The organism is Martinezella tropici, from assembly GCF_008370325.1.
Classification (GTDB): Bacteria; Pseudomonadota; Alphaproteobacteria; order Rhizobiales; family Rhizobiaceae; genus Rhizobium; species Rhizobium tropici_B.
Genome location: NZ_VNIP01000006.1, coordinates 294,921 through 318,861 on the forward strand (window position 1 = coordinate 294,921; position 23,941 = coordinate 318,861).

The window sequence follows — 23,941 nt, forward strand, 5'->3', positions numbered from 1 at the left end:
TTCCCGGAATTGCTCGTCTTAGCTGACATTTTTCAGGAGGCCTACATGGCACCTCGCGTTCTCGTATCCGACGAACTGTCGGAAACCGCCGTCCAGATCTTCCGCGATCGCGGCGTCGAAGTCGATTTCCAGCCGCAGCTTGGCAAGGACAAGGACAAGCTGTTCGAAATCATCGGCAAGTATGATGGCCTTGCCATCCGTTCCGCCACCAAGGTGACGGAAAAGATCATCGAAGGGGCCAAGAACCTCAAGGTCGTCGGCCGCGCCGGTATCGGTGTCGACAATGTCGATATTCCGGCCGCATCGCGCCGCGGTATCATCGTCATGAACACGCCGTTCGGCAACTCGATCACGACGGCCGAGCATGCTATCGCGCTGATGTTTGCCGTCGCACGCCAGCTTCCGTCTGCAGATGCGTCAACCCAGGCCGGCAAATGGGAAAAATCGAAGTTCATGGGCGTCGAAATCACCGGCAAGACGCTCGGCATCATCGGAGCCGGCAATATCGGCTCCATCGTGATTGCCCGCGCCATCGGCCTGAAGATGCACGTCGTTGCCTATGACCCGTTCCTCTCCAAGGAACGCGCCGAGGAAATGGGCGTCACCAAGGTCGAGCTCGACGAGCTCTTCGCCCGCGCCGATTTCATCACGCTGCACGTGCCACTGACCGACAAGACCCGCAATATCATCGACGCCAGCGCCATTGCCAAGATGAAGCAGGGCGTGCGCATTATCAACTGCGCCCGTGGCGGTCTCGTCGATGAGGCAGCGCTTGCCGCCGCCATCAAATCAGGCCATGTCGCCGGTGCAGCTTTCGACGTCTTCGAAGTCGAGCCCGCCAAGGAAAGCCCGCTCTTCGGCCTGCCGAACGTCGTCTGCACGCCGCATCTCGGCGCCTCCACAACGGAAGCGCAGGAAAATGTCGCTCTCCAGGTCGCAGAGCAGATGGCCGACTATCTCATAAAGGGCGCTGTCTCGAATGCCATCAACATGCCCTCGATCACCGCCGAGGAAGCGCCGATCCTGAAGCCGTTCATCAAGCTTGCCGATGTTCTCGGCGCCTTTGTCGGCCAGGTCACGGAAGATCCGATCAAGGAAATCGAGATCCTCTATGACGGCGTCACCGCCAACATGAACACCAAGGCTTTGACGAGCGCATTGCTTGCCGGCCTGATCCGCAACCAGGTTGCCGACGTCAACATGGTCTCGGCGCCGATCATGATCAAAGAAAAGGGCATCGTGCTTGCCGAAGTGAAGCGCGACAAGACCGGCGTCTATGACGGCTACATCAAGCTGACGGTGACCACCGACAGCATGACGCGTTCCGTCGCCGGCACCGTCTTCTCGGACGGCAAGCCGCGCTTCATCCAGATCAAGGGCATCAACCTCGACGCCGATGTCGGCAACCACATGGTCTACATCGCCAATACCGACGTTCCCGGCATGATCGGCTTCATCGGCACGACGCTCGGCTCCGCCGGCGTCAATATCGCGAACTTCCAGCTCGGACGCGACAAGCAGGGAGGCGATGCCATTGCGCTTCTCTATGTCGATGGTCCGATCAGCGACGAGGTACTTGCCAAGCTGACGGCGCATCAGGCGATCCGCCAGGCAAAGCCGCTGGTGTTTGCCGTCGACTGATCCTGTCCGCCTTAAACGGGCGGCAGCTGCATAGTTCGCTCCTCCCAAGAGCCAATCCGGAAGTCCGGCGCGACACGAGTTGCGCCGGGCTTCCTTCATGATTGCAAGGGTTGTGGATAAGCTGAGCCTATGGACTATCGAGGCCGACGAAACGCGCCTATTTCTTTGCCATGGAGGCATTGCGGAAGGATGTTTTGGGGAAAGGGATGGGCACGCCGATCGAGTGGCTGGCCAAACCCGTTTCCGTGGCGATTGTGCTCTTTGCGCGCGCTATCACCGCCGTCCGGGCGATCTGGCCCGAAAGCGGCATGCAAGCCCGCCGCTGCGTCTATTTCGCCAATCACTCCAGCCATGGCGATTTCATTCTGGTCTGGGCTGTCCTGCCGCCGCGATTGCGCCGGCGCGTGCGCCCCGTGGCGGGCGCGGACTATTGGCTGAAATCGCCGCTGAACAGTTTCATTGGTCGCGATGTTTTCAACGCCGTGCTGATCGAACGGGATCGTGAAGCGCGCAAGGAGGATCCGGTCACGCAGATGACGCAGGCGCTCGATGCCGGCTCCTCGCTGATCCTGTTTCCGGAAGGCACCCGCAATTTGACCGAGCAGCCGCTACAGCCGTTCAAGAGCGGGCTTTTCCATCTTGCCCAGGCACGTCCGGATATCGATCTCATTCCGGTCTGGATCGACAATCTCAATCGCGTCATGCCCAAGGGCGAGTTCGTGCCCATTCCGCTGATCTGCACCGTCACCTTCGGCGAGGCGCTGCATATCGGCGAGGCCGAGGAGAAGGCGGAGTTTCTGGCGAGAGCCGAAGCGGCGCTGCTGGCACTTGCGCCGAAGCGGGCAGGAGACTGAGCATGGAGGCAGCAAGCGCCGATCTCATCCATCTCGTCCTCGGCATTTTTGGCGTCCTGATCGTCGCCTCCGTCATCGGCTACGTGCTGGAACGGCGGCTGTCGCCCGACGGATCGAATGCGGCGATCGAAAACCTGAATGCGCGCATCAAGGCGTGGTGGGTCATGGTGGTGCTGATCGGCATCGCCTTCGTGGCTGGCCGCGCCGGCGTCATCCTGCTCTTCGCCTTCTGCTCTTTTGCGGCGCTGCGCGAATTCGTGACGCTGATCAACACGAAGCGGGCGGACCATTGGGCGCTTGCCGCTGCCTTCTTCGTGGCGTTGCCGGTGCAGTATTACCTGCTCTGGGCCGAGCAATACGGCATCTATTCGATCTTCATTCCGGTCTATGCCTTCCTTTTCATGCCGATCATCGCGGTGCTGCGCGGCGATACAGAGCGGTTTCTGGTCCGCATTGCCGAGGTGCAATGGGCGCTGATGATCTGCGTCTTCTGCGCCTCGCACGTGCCGGCGCTGCTGACCTTGCATATTCCCGGCTACGAGGGCCGCAACGTGCTGCTGATCGCCTTCCTGGTGATCGTCGTCCAGCTCAGCGATGTGTTGCAATATGTCTGGGGCAAGCTTTTCGGGAAAACGAAGATCGCACCGCGGCTGTCGCCATCGAAAACGGTCGAAGGGTTCGTCGGTGGCGTCATCAGCGCCTCGCTGATTGGGGCGGCGCTCTGGTGGGTAACGCCATTCACGCCGCTGCAGGCCGGGTTGCTCGCCTTCGTCATCACGCTCATGGGCTTTTTCGGCGGGCTTGTGATGTCGGCGATCAAGCGGGATCGCGGCGTCAAGGATTGGGGGCATCTCATCGAGGGGCATGGCGGGCTGATCGATCGGCTGGACTCGGTCGTCTTTTCCGCGCCGATCTTCTTCCATCTCGTGCGCTTCTGGTGGTCGCTGTCATGAGGGGGAAGCTTAAGGCGCTTGCCGGCAGCAGCATCTTGCATGTGCTTTTCGCATTCCTTGCCATGGGCAGCTGGGCCGTTTTCGCCAACCGCATGTATCCGATGCCGCGTCCCTTGATATCAGGCTTTGTGCAAGGGGTGCTTTCCGGCTGCCTGACGCTGTTCCTGAAGTCCGTGGTGGAAGCTTTGTCGCGGCAGTTCCACGGCTTTGCGCGCCTTTGGGCGCCGCCGTTGATCGCGTGTCTGGGCTCGGCAACGATCCTGGTCGTCATCCACGCGCTGAGCGGCACGCCGGAGATCATGAAGACCATCGCCGTACCGCTGTTGGTCTCTTCCAGCTATGCGGCGATTTACAATTATTCGATTTCAGGCGGAAGATTGCGAAATCATGAGAGTGAGGGGTCATGACAGGCGAGGGCCAGGCGGGTAAGGGAAGCAGCGACAGGCGGCCGCTGGCGAGCCGCAACACGCGATGGGCGCAGATGCTGGCGCGACGCATGACCGCGCTTTCGGTGACGCCGAACCAGATCTCGCAGGCAAGCATGCTGATGGCAGCACTGGCCGGCGCTTCGTTCTGGTTCTCCGGTATCGCCGGCGGTATCGGAATGCGGGTGGTCTTGCTGATCTTGGCCGCCTTGTTCTGCCAGCTGCGTCTGCTCTGCAACCTGCTTGACGGCATGGTGGCGGTCGAGGGCGGGAAGGGCGAGGCCGACGGGCCGTTCTGGAACGAATTCCCGGATCGTATCGCCGATATCCTCATCTTTGCTGGCATCGGCTATGGCATCGCAACGCCGGGCCTCGGCTGGGCCGCCGCCGCCTTTGCGGTGCTCACAGCCTATGTCCGCGAGCTTGGACGCGCCACCGGCAATCCCAGCGATTTCGGCGGGCCGATGGCCAAGCAGCATCGCATGGCGGTCGCCACGGGTGCGGCATTGCTTTCAATTATCGAGGCGCTATGGAGCGGCGGCGGCTGGGTCTTGACCATCGCGCTCTGGATCGTCGCTATTGGATCGGCTGTTACGGTCTTACGGCGTGCCGGCAATCTGATCCGGCATTTGAAGGCAAAGGGGTGATTCGCGATTTCGCCCGCCCCTTGCATGGGATGGCAATCCTTTCTATATCCGTTCACAATTGAGGCGGGCCGCAAACAGCGGCCCATTGCCCCGCATGAAAATTCGCCGCTTTTGCATGGCATCCGGCGGTAAAGAAGCATGATCCCGAAAAGTGTGCAGCGGTTTTTGGATCAGATCATGAGACATCAAATAATGAGAGCGTGACGACGTTTCGAAGAAAGGTCATCCTGCTCGGCAGCATCGAAGATCGTTCAAGACTGGCGGCAACGACCGTGAATACACTGGATTTTGACAAGAGGCCTGAAGATACGCGCATCGTCGTCGCTATGTCGGGCGGTGTCGACAGCTCCGTCGTCGCCGGCATTTTGAAGCGGCAGGGTTATGATGTGCTCGGCATCACGCTGCAGCTCTATGACCATGGCGCGGCCGTTCATCGCGCCGGCTCCTGTTGTGCCGGCCAGGATATCGACGATGCGCGCCGCGTCTGCGAAACGCTCGGTATCCCGCATTACGTGCTCGATTATGAAAAGCGCTTCCGCGAGACGGTCATCAATCCCTTCGCCGAAAGCTATGTGGCCGGCGAAACGCCGATCCCCTGCGTTGCCTGTAACCAGACCGTCAAGTTCGCCGATCTCCTGCTGACCGCCAAGGAACTCGGCGCCGATGCGCTAGCGACCGGCCATTACATCCGCTCGCGCCCGAATCCATCCGCGGATCACCCGCTTCGTCGTGCGCTCTATCGCCCAGCCGATGCTGACCGCGACCAGAGCTATTTCCTCTTCGCGACAACGCAGGAGCAGATCGATTATCTGCGCTTTCCGCTCGGCGGCATGCCGAAGGCCGAAACCCGCGCGCTGGCAGAGGAAATGGGCCTCGTCGTCGCCAAGAAGGCCGACAGCCAGGACATCTGTTTCGTGCCGCAGGGCAAATATTCCGATGTGATCGCCAAGCTGAAGCCGAATGCGGCGCTCGCCGGTGAGATCGTCCACCTCGACGGCCGCGTGCTCGGCCAGCACGAGGGCATCCTGCACTATACGATCGGCCAGCGCCGCGGCATCGGCGTTGCGACCGGCGAGCCGCTTTATGTCGTCTATCTCGACGCCCGCTCACGCCGCGTCATCGTCGGCCCCAAGGAAGCGCTGGAAACGCATCGCGTCTATCTGCGAGATGTGAACTGGCTGGGCGACGTGCCGCTCTTGCAGGCGGCTTCCGGCGAAGGTTTTGCCTGCTTCGCTAAGGTCCGCTCCACCCGCGCGCCATCTCCGGCCGTGCTGCATGCGGACGCCAGCGGCATCTATGTCGATCTTACTGTCGGCGAGGCCGGCGTGGCTCCGGGTCAGGCCTGCGCGCTCTATTCGGCGCCGGGCGACGATGCCCGCGTCTATGGAGGCGGCTTTATCGAACGCTCGGAACGCGAGCCGATGGCGGAGGCTTCGCTGAAGGCGCTCCTGGCGAGCCCGGTCGCGGCTTGAAAGCCGAGTGCGCCGCCTGACGAGAAAGCATTGATTTTTCCAAATCATCCGCTTGACACCAAGCCGAACCGCACCTTATAAGCCGCTCAACCGACGGGCCAGCGCTTTTCGAGTGGCGGTTCGTTTGACCTTTGCGTATGATCCTAAAGATCATGCGTTGACGTGGCGGAGTAGCTCAGTAGGTCAGAGCAGAGGAATCATAATCCTTGTGTCGGGGGTTCAAATCCCTCCTCCGCTACCAAAATTTCAAAAGTAAAATCAGAGACTTACTGATTTTCCGTGGCGCTGTCCACTCCAGATGGACAAAGCTGGGCTCACGAGCCTGCCGAGCCGATCCCCTTCGGGCCATCGAGACGGGCCATGTTCTCTTCCAAAGATCGCACAACCTCTATCATGGCGCTCAGTGCCGACATCATGAGTGCGTGGTCATGACCTTCCTGGGACTGGGATAGAGCAAGAGCGCGGGTGTGAAGCTGTTGGTTAATCGACTCGAGCCGGTCGATCGTGTCCTGGTTCATAGCCATCTCCTTTGCAAACAACTGAACAGTGCCATGCCTTCGGGAATGCTCCGAGCGCGACATTTGTTCCGGTGGTGGTCTTCCGTCAAATTGGGGTGGGATCCAAGGGATCGGGGTATCCTGGTTGCGAAGATCGCGGTGTTCCCCACACGCCGATACGGCGGCATCGAAAATTCTTGCTGCGCTTCCGAATAATTGTCGGAACCAAGAGCGGCTGCCTGCGTAAAGATAGGTAGCGAGCTTTACTCGATCCTAATGTGGAACCAAGCGCCCTGAGCCGCGAATTCCGGATGGGGCGCGGCTTTCCATGACGACACCAAGAGCAACTTCGAAGGGAGTCCCTGATGTCGAGCTATAAGCTTCTTCTTATGTTCTTTCTGTCCGCCGGCCTGCTGACCTGCATGATCGTCGTCGGCCTGCTTTCGCTGCATCAGTGAAATCGCGCAGCATGAAGCAAGCGACGTTTTTGCCTATCTCTTCCGCGAAGATCTCTCGATCAGGCAAATTGATGCCGATGCGGCGGCAGGAGCTCTTTTCCCGACTGAGGGCATCATCCGCGGCTGCGACGCGTGCTTGCGGCGAGAGGCAGTCTCACACGAACTCGACGCCTATGCTGTTGATTTTTCGCCAGCGCACCTCGCAGGCCAGCAGCCTGTCGTCTGGAAATCGCAGATTGAAGATGTTTGGTACTGCGAGCGGGTTTTCGATTTGAATCATGGCGCCGGTATCGGACAGGTTTCTGACGATGCAATCGAAAACCGAATGTCCGTCGTTGAATATGATCTTGGCGCCGAGAAGCGTACGTTTTCGGAGGGATGTTCGACCTTCGGGTGACAGTGCCGTCATCGCGTTGGCTTCCTGATTTCTAGTTTTTTGCTAATATGCCATGTTCTAATATCGAAGATATTAACGGGAAGCTGTGAATTGCGTGCTTTTCACGGGTCGACCGACGAAGCGGCCGGCAAGGGCTCCAGGGAGGTCAGCGTTCCTCGATTGCGGCCGAAGATCTCCAGTAAGGCCGGATAATCCAATTCTCCGGCGAACAAGTTGTCGTCATTGACGTTGTATTTCCAAACAGTCACCGCAAATCCGTGCAACATGTCTTGCAAGAAGAAACATGCTCTGGCACCGTGCCGCCATAGGGGATCGGGGTTTTCAATGAGACTGTTTTTGGCGGTGACCACTGCATTGGTGGTCGCTAATTCTGCAATGGCTGCCGATGAAGCCGCGAATAATGCGCTCCGGGTTTGCAAAATGATCGACAATACCGGCTTGTTTACTGCGCCGTGTCAGGTTGCCGGCCGGAGGAACGCCGTCGTGGCGACGATAGATCTGCCGAGCGCCGACGCCAGGAAGGCATGCATGCAGATCGCCGGCGTGGCTTCCTCCAAGGGATTTCATTTTCCCGGCGGCGAATGGACGGTGCAGATCAAGTCGCCGACCAGCGGCGACAAATCGATCGCATTCTGCAGGCTGCCGAAATAGAGCAATTCCAGGAAAAGTGCGTAGCGGTTTTCCGTCCGGAATTGCGTAAAGACAAGGGATAGAGCGTTTCCGCGATTCGAAGAAAAGCGGAAAGGCTCGATCCCCGTTAGGCCGACGCGTTCAGCTCTTCCTCGGCAAAGGCAAGCTGCAGCTCCATCTGGACTGCGTGCATATAGAGGCCGGCCTGCCGCGAGATTTCGTCGTCTTCCACTCCCTGTTCCCGCAGGATGGCGGCAAAGCTCGCCATTTCCGAACGCCAGAAGCGGTTTGCCGCCTCTCCATGAAGCTGCTGCAGGGCTTTGGCACACCGCCTGACATCACTGGTACGCCTGTCGGCCGGGAATGGTAGAAGCGACATATTTCCTCCGTCATTGGCAGAGCGAATCGTCTGCCTCTGATGGCAACATCGCCGGCACTCCTTCATAAAAAGTGAATTATCTCAGAGAGATCCCGCATGTGACGGGAAGGCGGGGCGATTTCATTGCAATACGGATATGCCTGCTTCCCGGGCGGCCTTGATCAAGGCCTCTCTGACGGCCTCCGGCGGGACGGCGCCAAGCATCGCTTCAAGGCAGATACGTACCGCGGCGACATAATCCTCGCCATGCTCGACCGGCCAATGCTCCAACAGAAGTTCGGCAACCTGATGTACTGAATTGACGCGGCGCTGCCCGCCGTTTTCTCCGATCACCAGCGTGATAGCCGGAAATGGTCGTAAAGTGTCTCGTTTCAACACGCATTACCTCCGAAACGTTCTTGCTGCGGTTAACGTTGCAAAAAGCATTCCGGATCGAACGGCTTTTGGCAGGCGTTTATCGAGCTGGTTTCGTTTGTCCACGGAGAGCAGCATCAACGCCGGCTTTCCACGGGGTTTTACGCATCGGCCGTTTCCTGCCGCGGCACTTGCAGGCTCGCGACAGCCCTCCACCGTGGCGTCGCACGGTCGAGGTCCCGCCTATTGGCGCTAAGCCTGACGGATCGGAATGGACGCCGCTAAAAAGCCAAGGCTGGCTTGAGCGCCCTGCTTCCCCGAGCCAGCGACGGGTTCGAGATAGCCTTAATCCAATACGTCCGCTTCAACGCAGGCCTCGACGAAGATTTTCCTGGCCTTGCCGCAGAGAAGGGGATCGTCGTTGGCGGCAAGGCAAAGGTTCCTGGCGGATTTGTATTTCTCGCCTCTGAGAGCGGGCCAACGGAAAAGGAGGTAATCGTGGGCTTCTTCCGGACTTCGAATTGCTTCCGGCATGCCATAGCCGATACGCAGATAAACGGGCTCGGGCCAGCGGACCTCGCCACTATTAAAAATCATGGTCATTTCGATGGTGCTCCGACATTGTGATCGAAACTCCCCTCGCGGCAAAAAGTTTCGCAATTGACGAAAAATCGATCGCGGCTGTTTTGCGGAGAGCGCTGCGGCCTGGCGCGGCGCGAATAGCCGGGCGGGGCAGGGCCAGCATTAGGTTGCGCAGGCCAGTCGATGCCCCTATCACATGGAGAGACAGGCGGCTGTTTCGTGCACGAATGCATGCGGAAGATGCGCAAATTCTATTGAATCACGGGAATTTCGAGGGGGACGCCGGCCTCCGCCGCCGCTGTGACGAAGCTATTGCGGGCCTCCAGCGCTTGTCCCTGACCCCTCTCGACGTCGGCGCAGATTTGCAGAGCCATCATGAATGCCTTGCCCTCCGCCACTGGCCAGGCATTCAGTAACATGTCCAATGCTTCTTTCGTGCTGGTGACTGCATAAACTTTTCCAGTACGCTTGCAGATGACCATGATGGGATAATTCCAGTCTTTATTATTCATGGTGCGAGGCTCCGATCCAATGCCGCCGAAATTAACGCTGTGCTGCACGAAATCTCAAGTTAATTTCAAGACGATATCTGGAGCAGCTAGGAACAGTTTCAATCACCGCGGAAATCAATTCATACCGCAGTGCGATCAACTTTCGATTCATATCTTTCGATGCCGTGTTTTTCACAGGCGATCATTGCATGAAGATTACTTATGCGGCGGCGGAAGATCATAAAAGACTTGGACATACAGCGCAGGCATGGAGAAAGCGATGGCGAGTTTTGTGGAGATCAGGGAGCGGGCCGAGAAGCGCAAGGGCGGCGCCGAGGGGCTGAAGGCGTTGATGCCGAAGGCGCCGAACCATGATGCCCTGCGCGCCCTGCCTGATGACCGCATCCTGGCGGAGATGACGCGCTACATCTTCTACGCGGGCTTCGTCCGCAACGTCATCGATGCCAAATGGGCGGGGTTCGAAGCTGCTTTTTCCGATTTCGATCCGGCCTTCCTCAATCTCGCGCCGGATGATTATTGGCATGAGCTGACCTCCGATACGCGGGTCATCCGCAATGGCGCCAAAATCATGTCGGTGCGGGACAATGCACAGTTCGTTCGCAAGCTTGCCGACGATCATGGCAGCGCTGGCCGCTTCTTTGCCGATTGGCCGCTGGAGGATCAGATCGGCCTGCTTGCCGTTCTCGCCAAGCAGGCGAACCGGCTCGGTGGTATGACCGGCCAATATCTCCTGCGGGCGATCGGCCGCGATAGCTTCGTCATGAGCCATGACGTTCTCGTCTGTCTGCGGCTTTCCGGCGTGCCGATCTCCGAAAATAAGCCGACGAAGAAGGATCTGCGGCTGATCCAGGATCAGTTCAATGCCTGGCGCGCGGAGACAGGCCTGCCGCTCACCTATCTCTCACGCATCTGTGCCTTCTCCGTCGGAATGCCTGGAGAAGAGGACGAGGCCTGATTGATCTGATCCGTCGAATGCTATTGGATCGCGTCGCCAGACAGGGAGGACTAGAATGACGACCGACAGCAGGACCTTGGCCATCAGCGCGCCAGAGCCGCGCTCGCTCGAGCTTATCTTCACCAAGGACGCACTGTCGCTCCTTCACTCGAAATATCGCCTCGTCGAGGCGGATCCGGACAATATCGCCGGACTGGGCGACGAGGTGCTCGGCGAGGCGCGCTACATCATCGGCCAGCCACCGCTTTCGAAGGAAACGCTCGACCAAATGCCGCAACTGCGCTGCATCCTGAATGTCGAGAGCAATCTCATCAACAACATGCCCTATGAGGTGCTTTTCGAACGCGGCATCCATGTCGTAACCACGGGTCTCGTCTTCGCCGAGCCGGTCGCCGAGATCGGTCTCGGATTTGCCTTGAGCCTGGCGCGCGGCATCGCCGATGCCGATCTCGATTTCCGCGAGGGGAGGGAGCTTTGGGGCGGCGACGGCAATGCCCGCGCCCGGCTGCTTTCTGGCAGTGATATCGGCATTGTCGGCTTTGGCGATCTCGGCAAGGCGCTGAAGCGGGTGCTCTCCGGCTTCCATGCCAATATCAGGGTGTTCGATCCCTGGATGCCGCCGTCGATCCTGAGAGAACACGGCGTGCAGCCCGCTGGGCTCGACGAGGTGTTGTCAGGCAGCGATTTCGTTTTCGTGGTCGCGTCCGTCACCAGCGAGAACAAGGGCTTTCTCGATGCCGAAGCTTTCGCGAAAATGCGCAAGGGGGCAGCCTTCATACTGCTCAGCCGCGCGGATGTGGTGGATTTCGACGCGCTGATGGCGGCGGTCGCTTCGGGTCATATCGTGGCGGCAAGCGATGTCTATCCCGAGGAGCCGCTTGGCCTCGATCATCCCGTGCGCAAGCTCAAGGGGTTCCTCCGCTCGGCTCATCGCGCCGGCGCGCTCGACAGCGCCTTCAAAAAGATGGGCGACATGGTGCTGGAAGATATGGATCTGATGGATCGCGGCCTGCCGCCGATGCGCTGCAAGCGCGCCGAGCGGGAAACAGTATCGCGCATGCGCTCGAAACCGGTGACGCGCAACTGACGGCGGGTCTCCATTCCCGGCGCAGTGTCTCTCTGTGCAGGGAATGGATTTGTATTGACGGGACTAGCGGCGATCGAGCCGGTTGGCCAGGCGATCGCCCAGCCATTGCATACCCCAGACCAGAATAATCAGGATCATGACGACGGCGATCATGACGTTCGTTTCATAGCGTTGGTAGCCATAGCGGATGGCAAGGTCGCCGAGACCGCCGCCGCCGATCGTGCCGGCCATGGCGGATGCGCCGATCAGCGTCACCATGGTCACCGTGAAGCCGGCGACGATGCCGGGCATGGCTTCCGGTATCAGTACCTCGCGGACAATGGTCCAGCGATTGCCGCCCATGGCGCGCACAGCGTCGATCAGGCCGCGATCGACATCACGCAGAGAGACCTCGGCAACGCGTGCGTAATAAGGGATCGCGGCGATGGTCAGCGGCACGATCGCAGCCGTCGTGCCGAGCGCCGTGCCGACGATCAAACGCGTCAGCGGAATGAGGGCGATGAGCAGGATGATAAAAGGCACGGCGCGGAAGCCGTCGACCAGGACACCTAGCATGCGATTGATCGCACCCTGCTCGGCGATACCGCCGCGGCTGGTGACGACTAGGGCAAGCCCGAGCGGCAGGCCGATGACGAGGGAGAGAAAGCCCGAGGCGCCCGTCATCCAGATCGTCTGCCAGAACGAACGCCAAAGCAGGCCGAGGATTACATCAGTTGTCATAGCCTAGAACCTCCACCCGGGCAGAACGGGCCTTCAGAAAATCGCTGACCTGCGCGGGCAAGGTCGCGTCGCGCGTCGGCACAGCCACGAAGAAGCGGGCGACGGGCTGGTTTTGGATATGGTCGATGCCCCCATGCACCAGACGGAATGAGCGGGGAAGGGCGGCCGAAAGCTCGGCGAAGAGTGCGCCTTGCGCGGCAGGGCCGGCTAGATCGACGCTGAGGATGGCTTCAGTCCCCGATGTCGGGGAAAGGCGGGCGGCGATATGCTCCGGAAGCTGCGGACGGACGCCGCTTAGCAAGCTCGCAGTGATTTCCGCTTCGGGATTGGCGAAGACCATCCATACCGAACCCTCTTCGACAATCCTGCCAGCATCGATGACGGCAACGCGATCGGCAATCGAACGCACCACTTCCATCTCATGGGTGATGAGCAGGATCGTCAGACCGAGCTTGCGATTGATGTCCTTGAGAAGAGCCAGGATGGAGCGGGTGGTTTCCGGATCGAGCGCCGATGTCGCTTCGTCCGACAGGAGAATGGCGGGCCGCGCGGCAAGGGCACGGGCGATGCCGACACGCTGCTTCTGGCCGCCGGACAGGGCCGATGGGTAGGCCTTCGCCTTGTCGGCGAGGCCGACGAGATCAAGCAGTTCGCGGGCGCGCCGCAATCGTTCCGGCTTGGCGACGCCCTCGATCTTCAGCGGCAGCGCGATATTCTCCTCGACCGTTCTGGAGGAAAGCAGGTTGAAGTGCTGGAAGACCATGCCGATGCGGCGGCGCAGCGGCTGCAGATCCTTTTCCGATAGGCGGGCGATATCGCGGCCTTCGATGTGGATCTCTCCACTATCGGTGCGTTCCAGCCCGTTCAGGCAGCGGATCAGCGTCGATTTGCCGGCGCCGCTGCGGCCGATGATGCCGACGATCTCGCCGCGTCGCGCGGTCAGCGATATGCCGTCTAGCGCCGGCGTCGTGCCGAACCGGCGGCGAACGTCGACCAGGCGGACGATATCATCGCCGGGGGATCGTTCGGGCGGCGCCTGTCCGTCGATTGATGTGGCTGGGGTGAAAGAATTCATTATGTGTCTCTTTGTGTAAAAGCGGCCTTTGAGTTCGTTGAGGCCATTATACCCCCCTCTGTCCCTTTCGGGACATCTCCCCCACAAGGGGGGAGATCGTTGGGAGTTTGTTGCGCGCTTAGCAGAACAATCGGCAATGTGTCAGCAGGCGCGAGACGCGTTTCCTGGTGATGGCTTGCCGCGAATTTCCAATCTCCCCCTTGTGGGGGAGATGTCCCGAAAGGGACAGAGGGGGCGTACTCTCCACGAACTTCTCGGCCAATTTTAGTTAGACTTCACCGCATCCCAAAATCGGAAAAACGCCTAAGGCGGCCCCGGGCAGGATGCCCGGGCCGCCTTGCTGCTCAGCGCTGTTCCCCGCGCCGTTCTGATATCAATAGGCGCTCTGGCCGGTGCCTTTGTAGACCTTGTCGAACTCGGCTTTGACGGTGTCGTTCTGGTAGGATGCGACCAGGGTCTTCACCCAGGCTTCGTTTTCGCTGCCCTTCTTCACGGCGATGAAGTTGCGGTAGGGGTTGTCATTGGTCTGCTCCTGCGCGATGCGGTCTTTCGCAGAGAGCCCCGCTTTCAGCGCCCAGTCGGTGTTGACGACAGCTGCGTCAAGATCGTCGATCGAGCGGCCGACGATACCGGCATCCAGTTCCTTGATGTCGACGTTCTTCGGGTTCTCAGCAATGTCGGCGGTAGTGGCGAGGATGCCGGTGCCGTCCTTGAGCTTGATGATGCCTTGGTGCTGTAGCACGAGAAGCGCGCGGCCTTCGTTGGAAGGGTCGTTCGGCACGCCGATGGCAGCGCCCTTCGGAAGCTCGGCCACGGTCTTGTACTTCTTCGTGTAGAGACCGATCGGCCAGATGCCCGTGTAGCCGGCAATGACAATGTGATAGCCATGCTGCTTGATCTGGTTGTCGAGGTAGGGCTTGTGCTGGAAAGCGTTGGCGTCGACTTCGCCGCGCTCCAGGGCCTCGTTCGGCTGGGTATAGTCGTTGAAGACGACGGGCTCGATCTTCAGGCCCTTCTTGGCGGCTTCGGCGACCACGACGCGCCAGACGTCTTCATCCTCACCGCTCATGATGCCGACCTTGATCGTCTTGTCTGCAGCGAAGGTCTGCGGTGCGGTTGCCGTCAAGCCGAATACGGCGACAGCGGAAGCAAAGATGGCGGCAAGGCCGGCGCGGCGGGAAAGGCGCAGCGCGTCGAAACCTTTGGAAAGCTTTTCAGTCATGGGAAATCCTGTTCCAGATGAGCGAGATTGTTTTCTCGTTGACGGACCAATCATCTCAGACGCGTATTGGCGCCGCGAAGCAGGATCGTGCGTTGTGCGGTGCAGTTCTGAAAAACTCTTTTCAGTGCGATGCGAAAGCGCAAACTAATTTTCTATAAATGTTGTAGATTATTAATGCGGCAAAATGAGCAATTGCCTAAAAACTGGGCGTGTCACCGGTGAATTGGGTCCTTCCAGAGGACTTCTTCCGGTTTTTCGATGGGTTCTATGTCGAGATTGACGACGACCGGTTCCTGGCCGGAGCGGACCAGAACGCATTCCAGCGTTTCGTCGCGGCTCGCATTGATCTCCTGATGCGGCACGTAGGGCGGCACGAAGATGAAATCGCCGGGGCCGGCTTCGGCAACGAATTCCAGATTGTCGCCCCAGCGCATCCGCGCCTTGCCTTTGACGACATAGATGATGCTTTCCAGATCGCCGTGATGATGAGCGCCGGTCTTGGCATTGGCGTGGATCGTCACGGTTCCCGCCCAGATCTTTTCCGCGCCGGCGCGTGCATGGTTGATGGCGGTTGCGCGGTTCATGCCCGGCGTCTGCGCCGTATTCGGGTCGAGGGCATTGCCGGGAATGATTTTGACGCCATGTTTACGCCAGTCGATCGGTTGATGGCCGTGATCGTGCCCGTTTTGATGCCCGTGCTCATGATCGCCGCACATGGTCGTCCTTTCGGTTTTGGAGGGAGATTCGCATGTCTTCCACAGGAACGCTGTTGTTCCACTCTACGCGAAGCCATTCAAAAATAAAGGGAATTGCAGAAAGTTATCAAGGAGGCTTTTCAAGTCGTGATTAATCTATAGACTTGATCAAGTTACATGACCGGTGGGAACATTTCGTGTGGTTCCCGCGTTGCGCCGGTCACAAAATGGTTTGCCGCGCCGAAGTCCCTCATTTTCAGGTGCGCCAAACTGCAGAAGCAGCGCTTGGGTCTCCAAGGAGACCATCGACTTTCATACATGCGCCGGACTTCCAATTGAAAGGAGACAGACATGTCGAATGCCTTGCCGCCCCTTCATGAGGGTCATGCCCCCATCACGCTGCAGCAGCTCTTCCGCGAGGCACTCTACGCCTTCGAGGAGTGGGATAGCGAAGTTACCGAACCGATCGTGACGTTCGAGGGACGTATTCATCCCATTAGCGTCGTTTTCGAAACCATGCGCGAATGCACGGACATCGTGCCGAACAATATCGTCTCGGCGGTGACCGAGCGGCTGACCAAGCCCTGGGAGGGCGAGGGTCCGCTTGACACGATGACCTTTTCGACGGCCGCCCGCGTCATGGGCGTTCTGGTCCGCAAAAGGCTGCTGGTCGTGAACAACGGCATTAGCGTCGCTGCCATCGCGGCAGATGGTCAAGCATCGGAAACCTCGGATCGCTAAATAGCGAAGACCGTTTATCGAAGGCCCGCCGGCATTTGCCGGCGGGCCTTCTGCATTTCATCGGCCGCTCAAATCGAATTCCGGATCGACGGGGATCTGCATTGCCGTAACCAGGTGATTGGTCTGTCCGGCAAGCCCGATGACGGCAAGCAATTCCCCATGCTGCGCATCGGTCATGCCCTTTGCCTTGGCGGCTGCCGTGTGGGAATGGACGCAATAGGTGCAGCCGTTGGCGGTGGAGACGGCGATATAGATCATCTCTCGCACCAGCGGGTCGAGCGCCCCTTCCGCCATCATGACCGCTTTCAGACCCTCCCACGTCCGCTTCAGCAGCGGGGGATCATTTGCCAGGCCGCGCCAGAAATTATTGACGAAGTCGGATTTTCTCACCGCGCGAATATCGGCGAATACCGCCTTGACCGCTGGGATTGCGTCTGCTTCCGCATCATCGAACAATTTCACCGTCGCCATTCTCTATCTCCTTCAGCAATCCTAACTGTGCCGGAACATAGCGCATTTTTACGCCATGTCGGCGGGAGCACGGTCGAATTTGCTTCCTCTTTTCGTTTGCAAAAATCATCCATATGTGAAAATACTATTCACATAAGAAGATTGGGGCTGACGCAGAATCCGGCGGCGGGGATATTCCTCAAGGCGGAGAGGCGCTTTGAGCCGGAGCGATGTCAGGGGGCAGGAATATCGATGGCGTTGAAGAAGGACTTGCCGCTGGCCGGGCTTGTTGTCGTCGATATGAGCCAGTTCCTGTCGGGTCCCTATTGCACGCTGCGGCTGATGGATCTCGGTGCCAGGGTCATCAAGATCGAACGGCCAGGTGGCGGCGATCTCGCGCGCGGGCTCTATCTCAGCGACCATGAAATTGGCGATTCGACGATCTTTCACGCCATCAACCGCTCCAAGGAAAGTCTCGCGATCGACCTGAAGAACGAGCGCGACATGAGCGCGCTACGCAAGCTCGTCTCCAGGGCCGATGTTCTCGTGCAGAATTTTCGCCCCGGCGTGATCGAACGGCTGGGGCTGGATTATGAAGCTGCCTGCAAGCTCAATCCGCGCCTCGTCTATTGCTCGATCAGCGGTTATGGCGAAGAGGGGCCGTGGGTTTCGCGGCCAGGGCAGGATCTTCTGGCGCAATCGCGCTCCGGCGTCATGTGGCTGAACGGTAACGAGGGGCAGGGTCCCGTGCCTTTCGGCCTTGCGATCGGCGACATGCTGGCGGGTGCTGCGGCGGCTCAGGGCATTCTTGCGGCCCTGGTGCGACGCGGCGTGACGGGCAAGGGCGGGCTGGTGGAGACCAGCTTGCTCGAGGCGCTGGTCGATCTGCAGGTCGAGGTGCTGAGCGTCCATATGAACGACGGCAGCAAGCTGCCTGAGCGCTCCCATGTTCGCAGCGCCCATGCCTATCTTTCGGCACCCTATGGTGTCTATCCCGCCGCCGACGGTTATCTCGCCATCGCCATGACGCCGATTTCCAAGCTTGCCGACCTGCTCGGCATGGAGGAACTGGCGCCCTATCGCGATCATGAGAAGAGCTGGTTCACGTCGCGCGATGAGATCAAGGCGCTGATCGCGACGCGCATCGCCACCCGCAACGTTGACGACTGGCTTGCGATCCTCGAGCCTGCCGACATCTGGTGCGCAAAAGTGCTGAACTGGCCGGAGCTTCTGGGCAGCGAAGGCTTTCGCGTTCTCGACATGCTGCAGACAGTCGGGCGCGATGATGGCGTCAGCCTGCGTACCACCCGCTCGCCCATCCGTATCGACGGGCAGCGGCCGAAATTCGAGCGTGCGGCCCCGCACGTTGGCGAGCATAATACGGCGCTCTGGGAGGAGTTCGACCTTGGCTAAAGAGGTCGAGAGGTCGCCGATGGATATAGAAGGAGTTTTCCAATGACGCGCATCACCAATCTTCGCGTTTTCGATTTGCGCTTCCCGACATCGCAGAGCCTCGACGGTTCGGATGCGATGAATCCTGATCCGGACTATTCGGCAGCCTATGTCATTCTCGATACCGACAAACCGGGCCTTGCCGGCCATGGCCTGACCTTCACCATCGGCCGCGGCAACGACATCTGCTGTATGGCAATCGAGGCGATGCGGCATCTGGTCGTCGGCACGGAGCTTAAGGCGGTGCTGGAAAACCCGGGCAAATACTGGCGGCATCTGACCAGCGACAGCCAACTGCGCTGGATCGGCCCGGAGAAAGGTGCGATGCACCTGGCGACAGGCGCCGTCGTCAACGCCGTCTGGGACCTGCTTGCCAAGGAAGCCGGCAAACCGGTCTGGCGGCTGGTTGCGGAGATGGATGCGGAGCAGATTGCCGATATTGTCGACTATCGTTACCTGACCGACGTTCTTACTCGCGACGAGGCCGTCGCCATCCTGAAGAAGGCGGAAGCCGGCAAGGCAGACCGCATCGCCACGCTCGAGCGCGAGGGCTATGCCTGCTATACGACCTCGGCCGGCTGGCTCGGCTATGACGATGCCAAGCTGCGCCGCCTGTGTCAGGAGGCTATCGACGCCGGCTTCAATCATGTGAAGATGAAGGTCGGCCGCGATCTCGAAGACGATATCCGCCGCCTCACTATCGCTCGCGAAGTGATCGGCCCCGACCGCTATCTGATGATCGATGCCAACCAGGTCTGGGAAGTCAATCAGGCGATCGACTGGATGCGCAAGCTCGCCTTCGCCAAGCCCTTCTTCATCGAGGAGCCGACCAGCCCGGATGATGTCGCCGGACATCGCAAGATCCGCGAAGCGATCGGCCCCGTAAAAGTCGCGACCGGCGAGATGTGCCAGAACCGCATCATGTTCAAGCAGTTCATCGCCGAAGGCGCCATCGACATCGTGCAGATCGATTCCTGCCGCATGGGCGGTCTCAACGAAGTTCTTGCGGTGCTGCTGATCGCCGCCAAGTATGGTCTGCCGGTCTGGCCGCATGCCGGCGGTGTCGGGCTTTGCGAATATGTGCAGCACCTGTCGATGATCGATTACATCGCCGTGTCAGGCACCAAGGACGGCCGCGTCATCGAATATGTCGATCATCTGCACGAGCATTTCATCGACCCCTGCATCATCCGCGACGCGGCCTACATGCCGCCGAGCCTTCCAGGCTTCTCGATCGAGATGAAGCCGGAATCGATCGCGGAATATACGTTCAAGAGGTGAGCTCAGCCGCATTGATCAAAGCAAAAGCCCGCCGTTTGGCGGGCTTTTGTCATTCAGCTCAGAAGGTGGGCTTCAGGCGGATTTGTTCAACCATGCCTGAATGACCGGCACGTCAGTATCGTCAAACTCGTGACCGGCAGGCACCGTTGCAAGTTCGACCTTTGCGCCGCTGTCACGCAGGCGTTCGGCGAGAGGCTGGGCGTATGGGCCGTACAGGTCCTTTTCGCCAGCAATCACAAGTACCTCGGCATCCGACACATCAGCCGCCGGCGGATTTTCGAGCGCAGCCATGGAGCGCAGCAGCACGGCGCGGCGGATGAGGTGCGGGTGCAGCGACAGCATGGCGTTCAGCAGGTTGGCGCCGTTCGAATAGCCGATATAGACGATGCGGTCCGGGTCGAGCCCATAGGCATGGATCGCGCCATCGATGAAGGCGGCAAAGGCTTCGGCCTCGCTGGCGATATCAGCCTGATCGAGGGACATCGGGCCGGTCCGGCGAAACCAGCGCGGGGCACCTTCCTCGAGCGCACGGCCGCGCACGCTGAGCAATGTCGCATCGGCGTCGATCTTATGGCCGAGCGGCAACATCGTCGTTTCGTTGGCTCCGGAGCCGTGCAGCAGAATGAAGATATTGCCGTTCGGCTGCTCGGGCGTGAAGAAGCGATGGATGAAGGGCAGATCGCGATAGATCACGCGCGGTTCGCCGGGCATGGAGAACTGCGGCAGGATCACGTTCAGTTCAGCCAAAAGCTTCGGACTGTCGCCGGGGGCAAAGAGACGCGTGCCGAGCGTTGCCTCGTCCTCGTCAATCAGCATGCCGGGTGCATCGGTTGCGAGTTCGAAGAGGATGCGGCCGGGCTCGCGGACGTAGAGCGAGCGGAAATATTTCCGGTCATGCATCGCCGTCGGCCCGGAATTGATCGCCTGCAGTGCGGTGCGAACCGACTGCAGTTCGGCATCATCCTTGGCGCGAAAGGCGACATGATCGACCGTGCCCGTGCCCGGAGCACTGGCCCAGAAGCCACGTGCATCGCGGATGTCGAGGATATCCCCCGGTTCAGACACGAGCCGGCTGATCGCCCCGCTGGTGGTGAGCGGCCGATAGTCGAAGTGATCGATAAGAATGGCCTGCGTCTCCTCGGGCGTTTCGCTGAATAGCGTCGCGCCACGGATACGCCGGATCGCGTGCTCTTCCGGAATGGTATCGCTCGCCCACGGAGCCGTCGCCTGCAGGGTCGGGGTTCCCACAAGCTTGACGATGACGCCTTCCGGGTCCTTCAGCCGAAGGACAGGCTCGCCGAATTCCTCGGCGGGACCTTCCGGCTTCAGACCGGCGCTCAGGGCTCGCGTCAACCAAAAGCCGATGCTCGCCGGATCGATCGCGAGCGAGATCTCGCCGACCTGGCCGACACCGGCGCGGCCGGGCGAGCCATCTTCCCAAACGAGAAAGGTGATCAGTGAGCCGGGCGAGCCCTTGGCGTCGCCATAGAGGAGATGAAGCTGCGTGGCGTCCTCGAAGCCACCGGTGCGCTTGACGAGGCGCAAGCCCAGGAAGCCGATGTAGAAATCGACATTCGCCTGGACCTTGCGGGTGATCAGCGTGATGTGATGAATGCCGGCGACCATGGGATGCTCCAGACTGTTATTTCGTTCTGGTCGCTATTTAGGCCGTGGCCATTGTTCAATGCAATGTGCGGTCTGTGGAAGGCAGTGTTCACAAAAACGCAACGTTTTGCCGCGCTACATCGGCCGTCAGATCAGGTTTCAGCCGTTCCAGATTTTTTCGGAGTCTTCCGTTTGGACTTTGTCTTAGGCTCCGGCGGTGATTGCAAAGCTTCCTTCTCAAGCCGAAGCTCGCGCAGACGGGCGGTTTTTCGCTCACGGATTGCATGCTCGCTGGCGAGAATTTCTTTAACCGTCGAATCGAGCTGATTGGCCTTGTCTGCCGGCGCCTGTCTCTTGGAACCAAATAGGCTTTCTTTATTCGGTGGTGTCATATCAGCCTCCATAGGGTGTATCGTGTTGATGCTGGTCGCAAATAGCCCAAGCTGATCGACTGTAGGCACAACGGAGATGGTATCATGCTGTAGCAGAAGATGCCCGGCATCAACGATACAATTCGGTAGTCCTTCGCAGAAGCAGGCGAGCGGAGTCCAAAAGAGAGGGTCTTTCAATTCTATTCAGAAGTTTATCAAGCGACATCATGTATGTCATTTTTTATGCGCTATCCAACATTTTGATATTTTAGATGTTTCTGCTTGTGAAGAATACACCTATCGGATACAAGATTCCTCATCGATATTTGTGAATGACGCTTTGCCTCGACGCACTCTGCGCGATAACGACGAACTTCCCTCTCAAAATCGGTCTACTGTCAACCGGGCGTTTCCTGGGTTGACGTCTTTATGTGAGTGATTGAAAGGTCATTGTTATGAGCACAGGTACTGTAAAGTGGTTCAATGCTGCCAAGGGTTTTGGTTTCATTCAGCCTGATGATGGGGCGACGGATGTTTTCGTGCATATTTCAGCCGTTGAGCGCGCTGGAATGAGCACACTGCGCGACGGCCAGAAAATTTCCTACGAGCTTGTCAAGGACAAGCGTTCGGGCAAGATGTCGGCCGATCAGCTCGAAGCCATGTAAGTCATTTGTTTCCGGTCTTTGGCCACGGGTGACCTGGCATGGATCGTTAGGCAATGAAGGAAGAGGTCGGGTTAGCCCGGCCTCTTTTGTTTTCATTCATCCCTGCTTCCGCAAGGCGGACAAAACCGTTCATCAAGGTCGAAGCGCTGATGCATGATCGGTGAGCGCGTTGTGGCTTCGTGCCAGCCGGCTCAGCGCCGGATGATTATTCCGTCCCTACGCTGCTTACAATTTTCGGCATCACGCTCCAGCCAACTCAATGCTCGCCGAGGCTGTCTTCCGGCGATTTGCGGCGATGGCCGCTGATTTCGGAGCCGGCGGTGCGCGAGAAGCTGGCGTTCCAGATCACCGCGAGCAGCGCAATGGCCGTCACGACGATGAAGGCGGCGGAGAAGTCACTCATTTCGGCCTTTGCGTGTCCACGCAGTTGCGTCGAGCCGTGCAGGGCAAGGGCGGCGACGCAGATACCGAGCGAGAGCATCAGCTGCTGGAAGGTCGAATAAAAGCTGGTTGCGATGCTCATGCGATCGCGCTCGATCTCGTCATAGGCGATCGTGTTGTAGGCGGTGAACTGGAACGACATGAAGAAGCCGCAGAAGAACAGAATCACGAAGATGACAGGCAGCGGCCAATCCGGCTGGAAGATGGCGCACATGCCGTAGCCGAGCGTGCCGATCAGGCCGAAGATGATAAGGGCTGTGCGGAAACCCAGCGTCCGCAGAATACGTACCTGCAGCGGTTTCATGGCCATGGAGCCCAGCGCGGTCGCAATGGCGATCTGGCCGGCCGCGGCAGCCGAAAGGCCGAAGCCGAGCTGCAGCATCAAAGGGATCAGGAAGGGATGGGCGCCCTGGCTGATGCGCGTCAGCGAACCGGCGATGACAGAGGTGCGGAAGGTCGGCACCTTCATCAACGAAAAGTCCATGATCGGCGAGGGGTGCTTGCGGGCGTGGCGCAGGTAGGCGATGCCGAACAAGAGGCCGACGGAGATCAGGAAGACGGCGAGATAGCCTTCGCCCTCGCGGCTCGACATTTCGAAACCGAAGAGCAGAGAGCCGAGCGAGATGCCCGACAGGATGAAGCCCGAGAGGTCGAAACGGCCGGTGCGCGGGCCTTTCACTTCCTCGATGAACATGGTCACGAGGATAAAGCCGATGATGCCGATCGGCACGTTGATATAGAAGATCCAGCGCCAGTCGAGATAGGTGACGAACATGCCGCCGACCGGCGGGCCGAGAATGGGGCCGACGAGCGCCGGGATCAGTAGCCAGGACATGGCGTTGACCATATCCTTGCGCGCAACGCTGCGCATCAGCACGAGACGACCGACAGGCAACATCATCGCGCCGCCGAGACCCTGCAGCAATCGCGCGATCACGAGGAAGAACAGGTTCGGCGCCTGCGCGCACAGAAGCGAGCCGACAACGAAAACCGCGATGGCGGATCGGAAGACGGTGCGCGACCCGAAGCGATCGGCGATGGCGCCGCTGGCGGGAATGAAGATCGCGAGGCTGAGAAGGTAGGATGTCAGCGAGATACTCATGGCCGGCGCGCTGACGCCGAAGTCTCTTGCCATGGTCGGAAGGGCTGTTGCGAGCACGGTCGCGTCAAGCTGTTCCATGAACATCGCGCTTGCCACGATAAGCGCTACTACACGAAAATTCGGTGCGGCCCGCCGGGTGTGGGCGGCCTGGAATATCTGATCCGACATTGTCGGGGATCGCTCTCGATGGTGCGGTGGGGTCCTAAGACAGAACCGCAAGTCTGGTCAGGCGCGAAGGCCTATTTGAACGGCGGTTTGTATACGCCTGCTTGCGCGCG

General features: G+C 59.5%; 28 protein-coding genes and 1 tRNA gene. 14 read left to right on the forward strand and 15 right to left on the reverse strand.

From position 1 onward, the window contains the following. The first annotated feature begins 45 nt into the window (after positions 1 to 45). The 7 genes from serA (at position 46) to FP026_RS09855 (ending at position 6,233) form a co-directional block, all read left to right on the forward strand. Complete coding sequence (gene serA, locus FP026_RS09825; RefSeq protein WP_149634436.1) at positions 46 to 1,641, forward strand: phosphoglycerate dehydrogenase; 1,596 nt, start codon at positions 46 to 48, stop codon at positions 1,639 to 1,641. Positions 1,642 to 1,847: 206 nt separating this feature from the next. Then, positions 1,848 to 2,495, forward strand: coding sequence for a lysophospholipid acyltransferase family protein (locus tag FP026_RS09830; protein ID WP_149634437.1), 648 nt, complete (start codon positions 1,848 to 1,850; stop codon positions 2,493 to 2,495). Between the two features lie 2 nt (positions 2,496 to 2,497). After that, positions 2,498 to 3,448, forward strand: a complete 951-nt coding sequence (locus FP026_RS09835; protein WP_149634438.1) for a phosphatidate cytidylyltransferase — start codon at positions 2,498 to 2,500, stop codon at positions 3,446 to 3,448. After that, the gene (locus tag FP026_RS09840) at positions 3,445 to 3,855 is read left to right on the forward strand and encodes a hypothetical protein (protein WP_149634439.1); all 411 of its coding nucleotides are present in this window, start codon (positions 3,445 to 3,447) and stop codon (positions 3,853 to 3,855) included. Before FP026_RS09835 ends, FP026_RS09840 begins: the two co-directional genes overlap by 4 nt. Then, the gene (locus FP026_RS09845) at positions 3,852 to 4,520 is read left to right on the forward strand and encodes a CDP-alcohol phosphatidyltransferase family protein (protein WP_149634440.1); all 669 of its coding nucleotides are present in this window, start codon (positions 3,852 to 3,854) and stop codon (positions 4,518 to 4,520) included. Before FP026_RS09840 ends, FP026_RS09845 begins: the two co-directional genes overlap by 4 nt. 272 nt (positions 4,521 to 4,792) lie before the next feature. Further along, complete coding sequence (gene mnmA, locus FP026_RS09850) at positions 4,793 to 5,992, forward strand: tRNA 2-thiouridine(34) synthase MnmA (RefSeq protein WP_149634954.1); 1,200 nt, start codon at positions 4,793 to 4,795, stop codon at positions 5,990 to 5,992. 164 nt (positions 5,993 to 6,156) lie between these two features. Further along, positions 6,157 to 6,233, forward strand: a tRNA-Met gene (locus FP026_RS09855). 73 nt (positions 6,234 to 6,306) lie between these two features. Here the strand turns inward: FP026_RS09855 and FP026_RS09860 are convergent. The 3 genes from FP026_RS09860 to FP026_RS30185 form a co-directional block, all read right to left on the reverse strand. Continuing rightward, positions 6,307 to 6,510: a hypothetical protein gene (locus tag FP026_RS09860; RefSeq protein WP_149634441.1), complete on the reverse strand. Its 204-nt coding sequence runs from the start codon at positions 6,508 to 6,510 to the stop codon at positions 6,307 to 6,309. Between the two features lie 591 nt (positions 6,511 to 7,101). Then, positions 7,102 to 7,356, reverse strand: coding sequence for a PilZ domain-containing protein (locus FP026_RS09865; RefSeq protein ID WP_149634442.1), 255 nt, complete (start codon positions 7,354 to 7,356; stop codon positions 7,102 to 7,104). A gap of 89 nt (positions 7,357 to 7,445) precedes the next feature. After that, entirely contained in the window at positions 7,446 to 7,775 is a 330-nt protein-coding gene (locus FP026_RS30185; RefSeq protein WP_188112567.1) for a hypothetical protein, read from the reverse strand. Between the two features lie 52 nt (positions 7,776 to 7,827). Between FP026_RS30185 and FP026_RS30560 the strand changes: the two genes are divergently transcribed. Beyond that, the gene (locus FP026_RS30560) at positions 7,828 to 7,995 is read left to right on the forward strand and encodes a hypothetical protein (RefSeq protein WP_246665301.1); all 168 of its coding nucleotides are present in this window, start codon (positions 7,828 to 7,830) and stop codon (positions 7,993 to 7,995) included. Between the two features lie 106 nt (positions 7,996 to 8,101). Here FP026_RS30560 and FP026_RS09875 read toward each other — a convergent pair whose 3' ends face one another. The 4 genes from FP026_RS09875 to FP026_RS09890 all read right to left on the reverse strand — a co-directional run bounded on the left by FP026_RS09875 (position 8,102) and on the right by FP026_RS09890 (position 9,801). Further along, on the reverse strand, positions 8,102 to 8,353 hold the full coding sequence (locus tag FP026_RS09875) for a DUF6074 family protein (protein WP_149634443.1): 252 nt from the start codon (positions 8,351 to 8,353) through the stop codon (positions 8,102 to 8,104). Positions 8,354 to 8,473: 120 nt separating this feature from the next. Further along, positions 8,474 to 8,731: a DUF982 domain-containing protein gene (locus FP026_RS09880; protein WP_246665302.1), complete on the reverse strand. Its 258-nt coding sequence runs from the start codon at positions 8,729 to 8,731 to the stop codon at positions 8,474 to 8,476. 321 nt (positions 8,732 to 9,052) lie between these two features. Continuing rightward, entirely contained in the window at positions 9,053 to 9,310 is a 258-nt protein-coding gene (locus FP026_RS09885) for a DUF982 domain-containing protein (RefSeq protein ID WP_149634444.1), read from the reverse strand. Between the two features lie 230 nt (positions 9,311 to 9,540). Beyond that, positions 9,541 to 9,801, reverse strand: coding sequence for a DUF982 domain-containing protein (locus tag FP026_RS09890; RefSeq protein WP_149634445.1), 261 nt, complete (start codon positions 9,799 to 9,801; stop codon positions 9,541 to 9,543). A 259-nt stretch (positions 9,802 to 10,060) separates the two neighbouring features. Between FP026_RS09890 and FP026_RS09895 the strand changes: the two genes are divergently transcribed. Both FP026_RS09895 and FP026_RS09900 read left to right on the forward strand, forming a co-directional pair. Further along, entirely contained in the window at positions 10,061 to 10,756 is a 696-nt protein-coding gene (locus FP026_RS09895) for a DNA-3-methyladenine glycosylase I (protein ID WP_149634446.1), read from the forward strand. A gap of 55 nt (positions 10,757 to 10,811) precedes the next feature. Then, positions 10,812 to 11,843, forward strand: a complete 1,032-nt coding sequence (locus FP026_RS09900) for a hydroxyacid dehydrogenase (protein WP_149634447.1) — start codon at positions 10,812 to 10,814, stop codon at positions 11,841 to 11,843. Between the two features lie 63 nt (positions 11,844 to 11,906). Here the strand turns inward: FP026_RS09900 and FP026_RS09905 are convergent, their stop codons facing one another. The 4 genes from FP026_RS09905 to FP026_RS09920 form a co-directional block, all read right to left on the reverse strand. Beyond that, complete coding sequence (locus tag FP026_RS09905) at positions 11,907 to 12,563, reverse strand: methionine ABC transporter permease (protein ID WP_149634448.1); 657 nt, start codon at positions 12,561 to 12,563, stop codon at positions 11,907 to 11,909. After that, positions 12,553 to 13,638 carry a methionine ABC transporter ATP-binding protein gene (locus FP026_RS09910; protein ID WP_149634449.1) on the reverse strand — a complete coding sequence of 362 codons (1,086 nt, stop codon included), beginning with the start codon at positions 13,636 to 13,638 and terminating at the stop codon, positions 12,553 to 12,555. Before FP026_RS09910 ends, FP026_RS09905 begins: the two co-directional genes overlap by 11 nt. A gap of 373 nt (positions 13,639 to 14,011) precedes the next feature. Further along, positions 14,012 to 14,860 (reverse strand): MetQ/NlpA family lipoprotein, encoded by an 849-nt coding sequence (locus tag FP026_RS09915; protein ID WP_149634450.1) that lies wholly within the window; start codon positions 14,858 to 14,860, stop codon positions 14,012 to 14,014. Positions 14,861 to 15,072: 212 nt separating this feature from the next. Continuing rightward, the gene (locus FP026_RS09920) at positions 15,073 to 15,576 is read right to left on the reverse strand and encodes a cupin domain-containing protein (RefSeq protein ID WP_149634451.1); all 504 of its coding nucleotides are present in this window, start codon (positions 15,574 to 15,576) and stop codon (positions 15,073 to 15,075) included. Positions 15,577 to 15,906: 330 nt separating this feature from the next. Between FP026_RS09920 and FP026_RS09925 the strand changes: the two genes are divergently transcribed. Further along, positions 15,907 to 16,296 carry a hypothetical protein gene (locus FP026_RS09925; RefSeq protein ID WP_149634452.1) on the forward strand — a complete coding sequence of 130 codons (390 nt, stop codon included), beginning with the start codon at positions 15,907 to 15,909 and terminating at the stop codon, positions 16,294 to 16,296. Between the two features lie 57 nt (positions 16,297 to 16,353). Here FP026_RS09925 and FP026_RS09930 read toward each other — a convergent pair whose 3' ends face one another. Further along, the gene (locus FP026_RS09930) at positions 16,354 to 16,767 is read right to left on the reverse strand and encodes a carboxymuconolactone decarboxylase family protein (protein ID WP_149634453.1); all 414 of its coding nucleotides are present in this window, start codon (positions 16,765 to 16,767) and stop codon (positions 16,354 to 16,356) included. A gap of 231 nt (positions 16,768 to 16,998) precedes the next feature. Here FP026_RS09930 and FP026_RS09935 point away from each other — a divergent pair, with 231 nt between their 5' ends. Together FP026_RS09935 and FP026_RS09940 are read left to right on the forward strand one after the other, a co-directional pair. After that, positions 16,999 to 18,159: a CaiB/BaiF CoA transferase family protein gene (locus FP026_RS09935; protein WP_149634454.1), complete on the forward strand. Its 1,161-nt coding sequence runs from the start codon at positions 16,999 to 17,001 to the stop codon at positions 18,157 to 18,159. Positions 18,160 to 18,201: 42 nt separating this feature from the next. Beyond that, complete coding sequence (locus FP026_RS09940; protein WP_149634455.1) at positions 18,202 to 19,479, forward strand: L-fuconate dehydratase; 1,278 nt, start codon at positions 18,202 to 18,204, stop codon at positions 19,477 to 19,479. Positions 19,480 to 19,551: 72 nt separating this feature from the next. Here FP026_RS09940 and FP026_RS09945 read toward each other — a convergent pair whose 3' ends face one another. Both FP026_RS09945 and FP026_RS09950 read right to left on the reverse strand, forming a co-directional pair. Then, the gene (locus tag FP026_RS09945) at positions 19,552 to 21,105 is read right to left on the reverse strand and encodes a VOC family protein (protein WP_149634456.1); all 1,554 of its coding nucleotides are present in this window, start codon (positions 21,103 to 21,105) and stop codon (positions 19,552 to 19,554) included. A gap of 131 nt (positions 21,106 to 21,236) precedes the next feature. After that, entirely contained in the window at positions 21,237 to 21,476 is a 240-nt protein-coding gene (locus FP026_RS09950; protein ID WP_149634457.1) for a hypothetical protein, read from the reverse strand. A 434-nt stretch (positions 21,477 to 21,910) separates the two neighbouring features. Between FP026_RS09950 and FP026_RS09955 the strand changes: the two genes are divergently transcribed. Continuing rightward, on the forward strand, positions 21,911 to 22,120 hold the full coding sequence (locus FP026_RS09955; protein ID WP_034503699.1) for a cold-shock protein: 210 nt from the start codon (positions 21,911 to 21,913) through the stop codon (positions 22,118 to 22,120). Between the two features lie 256 nt (positions 22,121 to 22,376). Here FP026_RS09955 and FP026_RS09960 read toward each other — a convergent pair whose 3' ends face one another. Continuing rightward, on the reverse strand, positions 22,377 to 23,831 hold the full coding sequence (locus FP026_RS09960; protein ID WP_149634458.1) for an MFS transporter: 1,455 nt from the start codon (positions 23,829 to 23,831) through the stop codon (positions 22,377 to 22,379). Positions 23,832 to 23,941 lie beyond the last annotated feature (110 nt).

Bases quoted from the DNA above. Each gene is read 5' to 3' on its own strand.
- FP026_RS09960 (WP_149634458.1), bottom strand. From the start codon at position 23,831: ATGTCGGATCAGATATTCCAGGCCGCCCACACCCGGCGGGCCGCACCG.
- FP026_RS09925 (WP_149634452.1), top strand. From the start codon at position 15,907: ATGTCGAATGCCTTGCCGCCCCTTCATGAGGGTCATGCCCCCATCACG.
- FP026_RS09875 (WP_149634443.1), bottom strand. From the start codon at position 8,353: ATGTCGCTTCTACCATTCCCGGCCGACAGGCGTACCAGTGATGTCAGG.
- FP026_RS09835 (WP_149634438.1), top strand. From the start codon at position 2,498: ATGGAGGCAGCAAGCGCCGATCTCATCCATCTCGTCCTCGGCATTTTT.
- FP026_RS09865 (WP_149634442.1), bottom strand. From the start codon at position 7,356: ATGACGGCACTGTCACCCGAAGGTCGAACATCCCTCCGAAAACGTACG.
- FP026_RS09845 (WP_149634440.1), top strand. From the start codon at position 3,852: ATGACAGGCGAGGGCCAGGCGGGTAAGGGAAGCAGCGACAGGCGGCCG.
- FP026_RS09920 (WP_149634451.1), bottom strand. From the start codon at position 15,576: ATGTGCGGCGATCATGAGCACGGGCATCAAAACGGGCACGATCACGGC.
- FP026_RS09935 (WP_149634454.1), top strand. From the start codon at position 16,999: ATGGCGTTGAAGAAGGACTTGCCGCTGGCCGGGCTTGTTGTCGTCGAT.
- FP026_RS09840 (WP_149634439.1), top strand. From the start codon at position 3,445: ATGAGGGGGAAGCTTAAGGCGCTTGCCGGCAGCAGCATCTTGCATGTG.
- FP026_RS09950 (WP_149634457.1), bottom strand. From the start codon at position 21,476: ATGACACCACCGAATAAAGAAAGCCTATTTGGTTCCAAGAGACAGGCG.
- FP026_RS09885 (WP_149634444.1), bottom strand. From the start codon at position 9,310: ATGACCATGATTTTTAATAGTGGCGAGGTCCGCTGGCCCGAGCCCGTT.
- serA (WP_149634436.1), top strand. From the start codon at position 46: ATGGCACCTCGCGTTCTCGTATCCGACGAACTGTCGGAAACCGCCGTC.
- FP026_RS09940 (WP_149634455.1), top strand. From the start codon at position 18,202: ATGACGCGCATCACCAATCTTCGCGTTTTCGATTTGCGCTTCCCGACA.
- FP026_RS09930 (WP_149634453.1), bottom strand. From the start codon at position 16,767: ATGGCGACGGTGAAATTGTTCGATGATGCGGAAGCAGACGCAATCCCA.
- FP026_RS09900 (WP_149634447.1), top strand. From the start codon at position 10,812: ATGACGACCGACAGCAGGACCTTGGCCATCAGCGCGCCAGAGCCGCGC.
- FP026_RS09945 (WP_149634456.1), bottom strand. From the start codon at position 21,105: ATGGTCGCCGGCATTCATCACATCACGCTGATCACCCGCAAGGTCCAG.
- FP026_RS09895 (WP_149634446.1), top strand. From the start codon at position 10,061: ATGGCGAGTTTTGTGGAGATCAGGGAGCGGGCCGAGAAGCGCAAGGGC.
- FP026_RS09905 (WP_149634448.1), bottom strand. From the start codon at position 12,563: ATGACAACTGATGTAATCCTCGGCCTGCTTTGGCGTTCGTTCTGGCAG.
- FP026_RS09910 (WP_149634449.1), bottom strand. From the start codon at position 13,638: ATGAATTCTTTCACCCCAGCCACATCAATCGACGGACAGGCGCCGCCC.
- FP026_RS09955 (WP_034503699.1), top strand. From the start codon at position 21,911: ATGAGCACAGGTACTGTAAAGTGGTTCAATGCTGCCAAGGGTTTTGGT.
- FP026_RS09860 (WP_149634441.1), bottom strand. From the start codon at position 6,510: ATGAACCAGGACACGATCGACCGGCTCGAGTCGATTAACCAACAGCTT.
- FP026_RS09890 (WP_149634445.1), bottom strand. From the start codon at position 9,801: ATGAATAATAAAGACTGGAATTATCCCATCATGGTCATCTGCAAGCGT.
- FP026_RS09915 (WP_149634450.1), bottom strand. From the start codon at position 14,860: ATGACTGAAAAGCTTTCCAAAGGTTTCGACGCGCTGCGCCTTTCCCGC.
- FP026_RS09830 (WP_149634437.1), top strand. From the start codon at position 1,848: ATGGGCACGCCGATCGAGTGGCTGGCCAAACCCGTTTCCGTGGCGATT.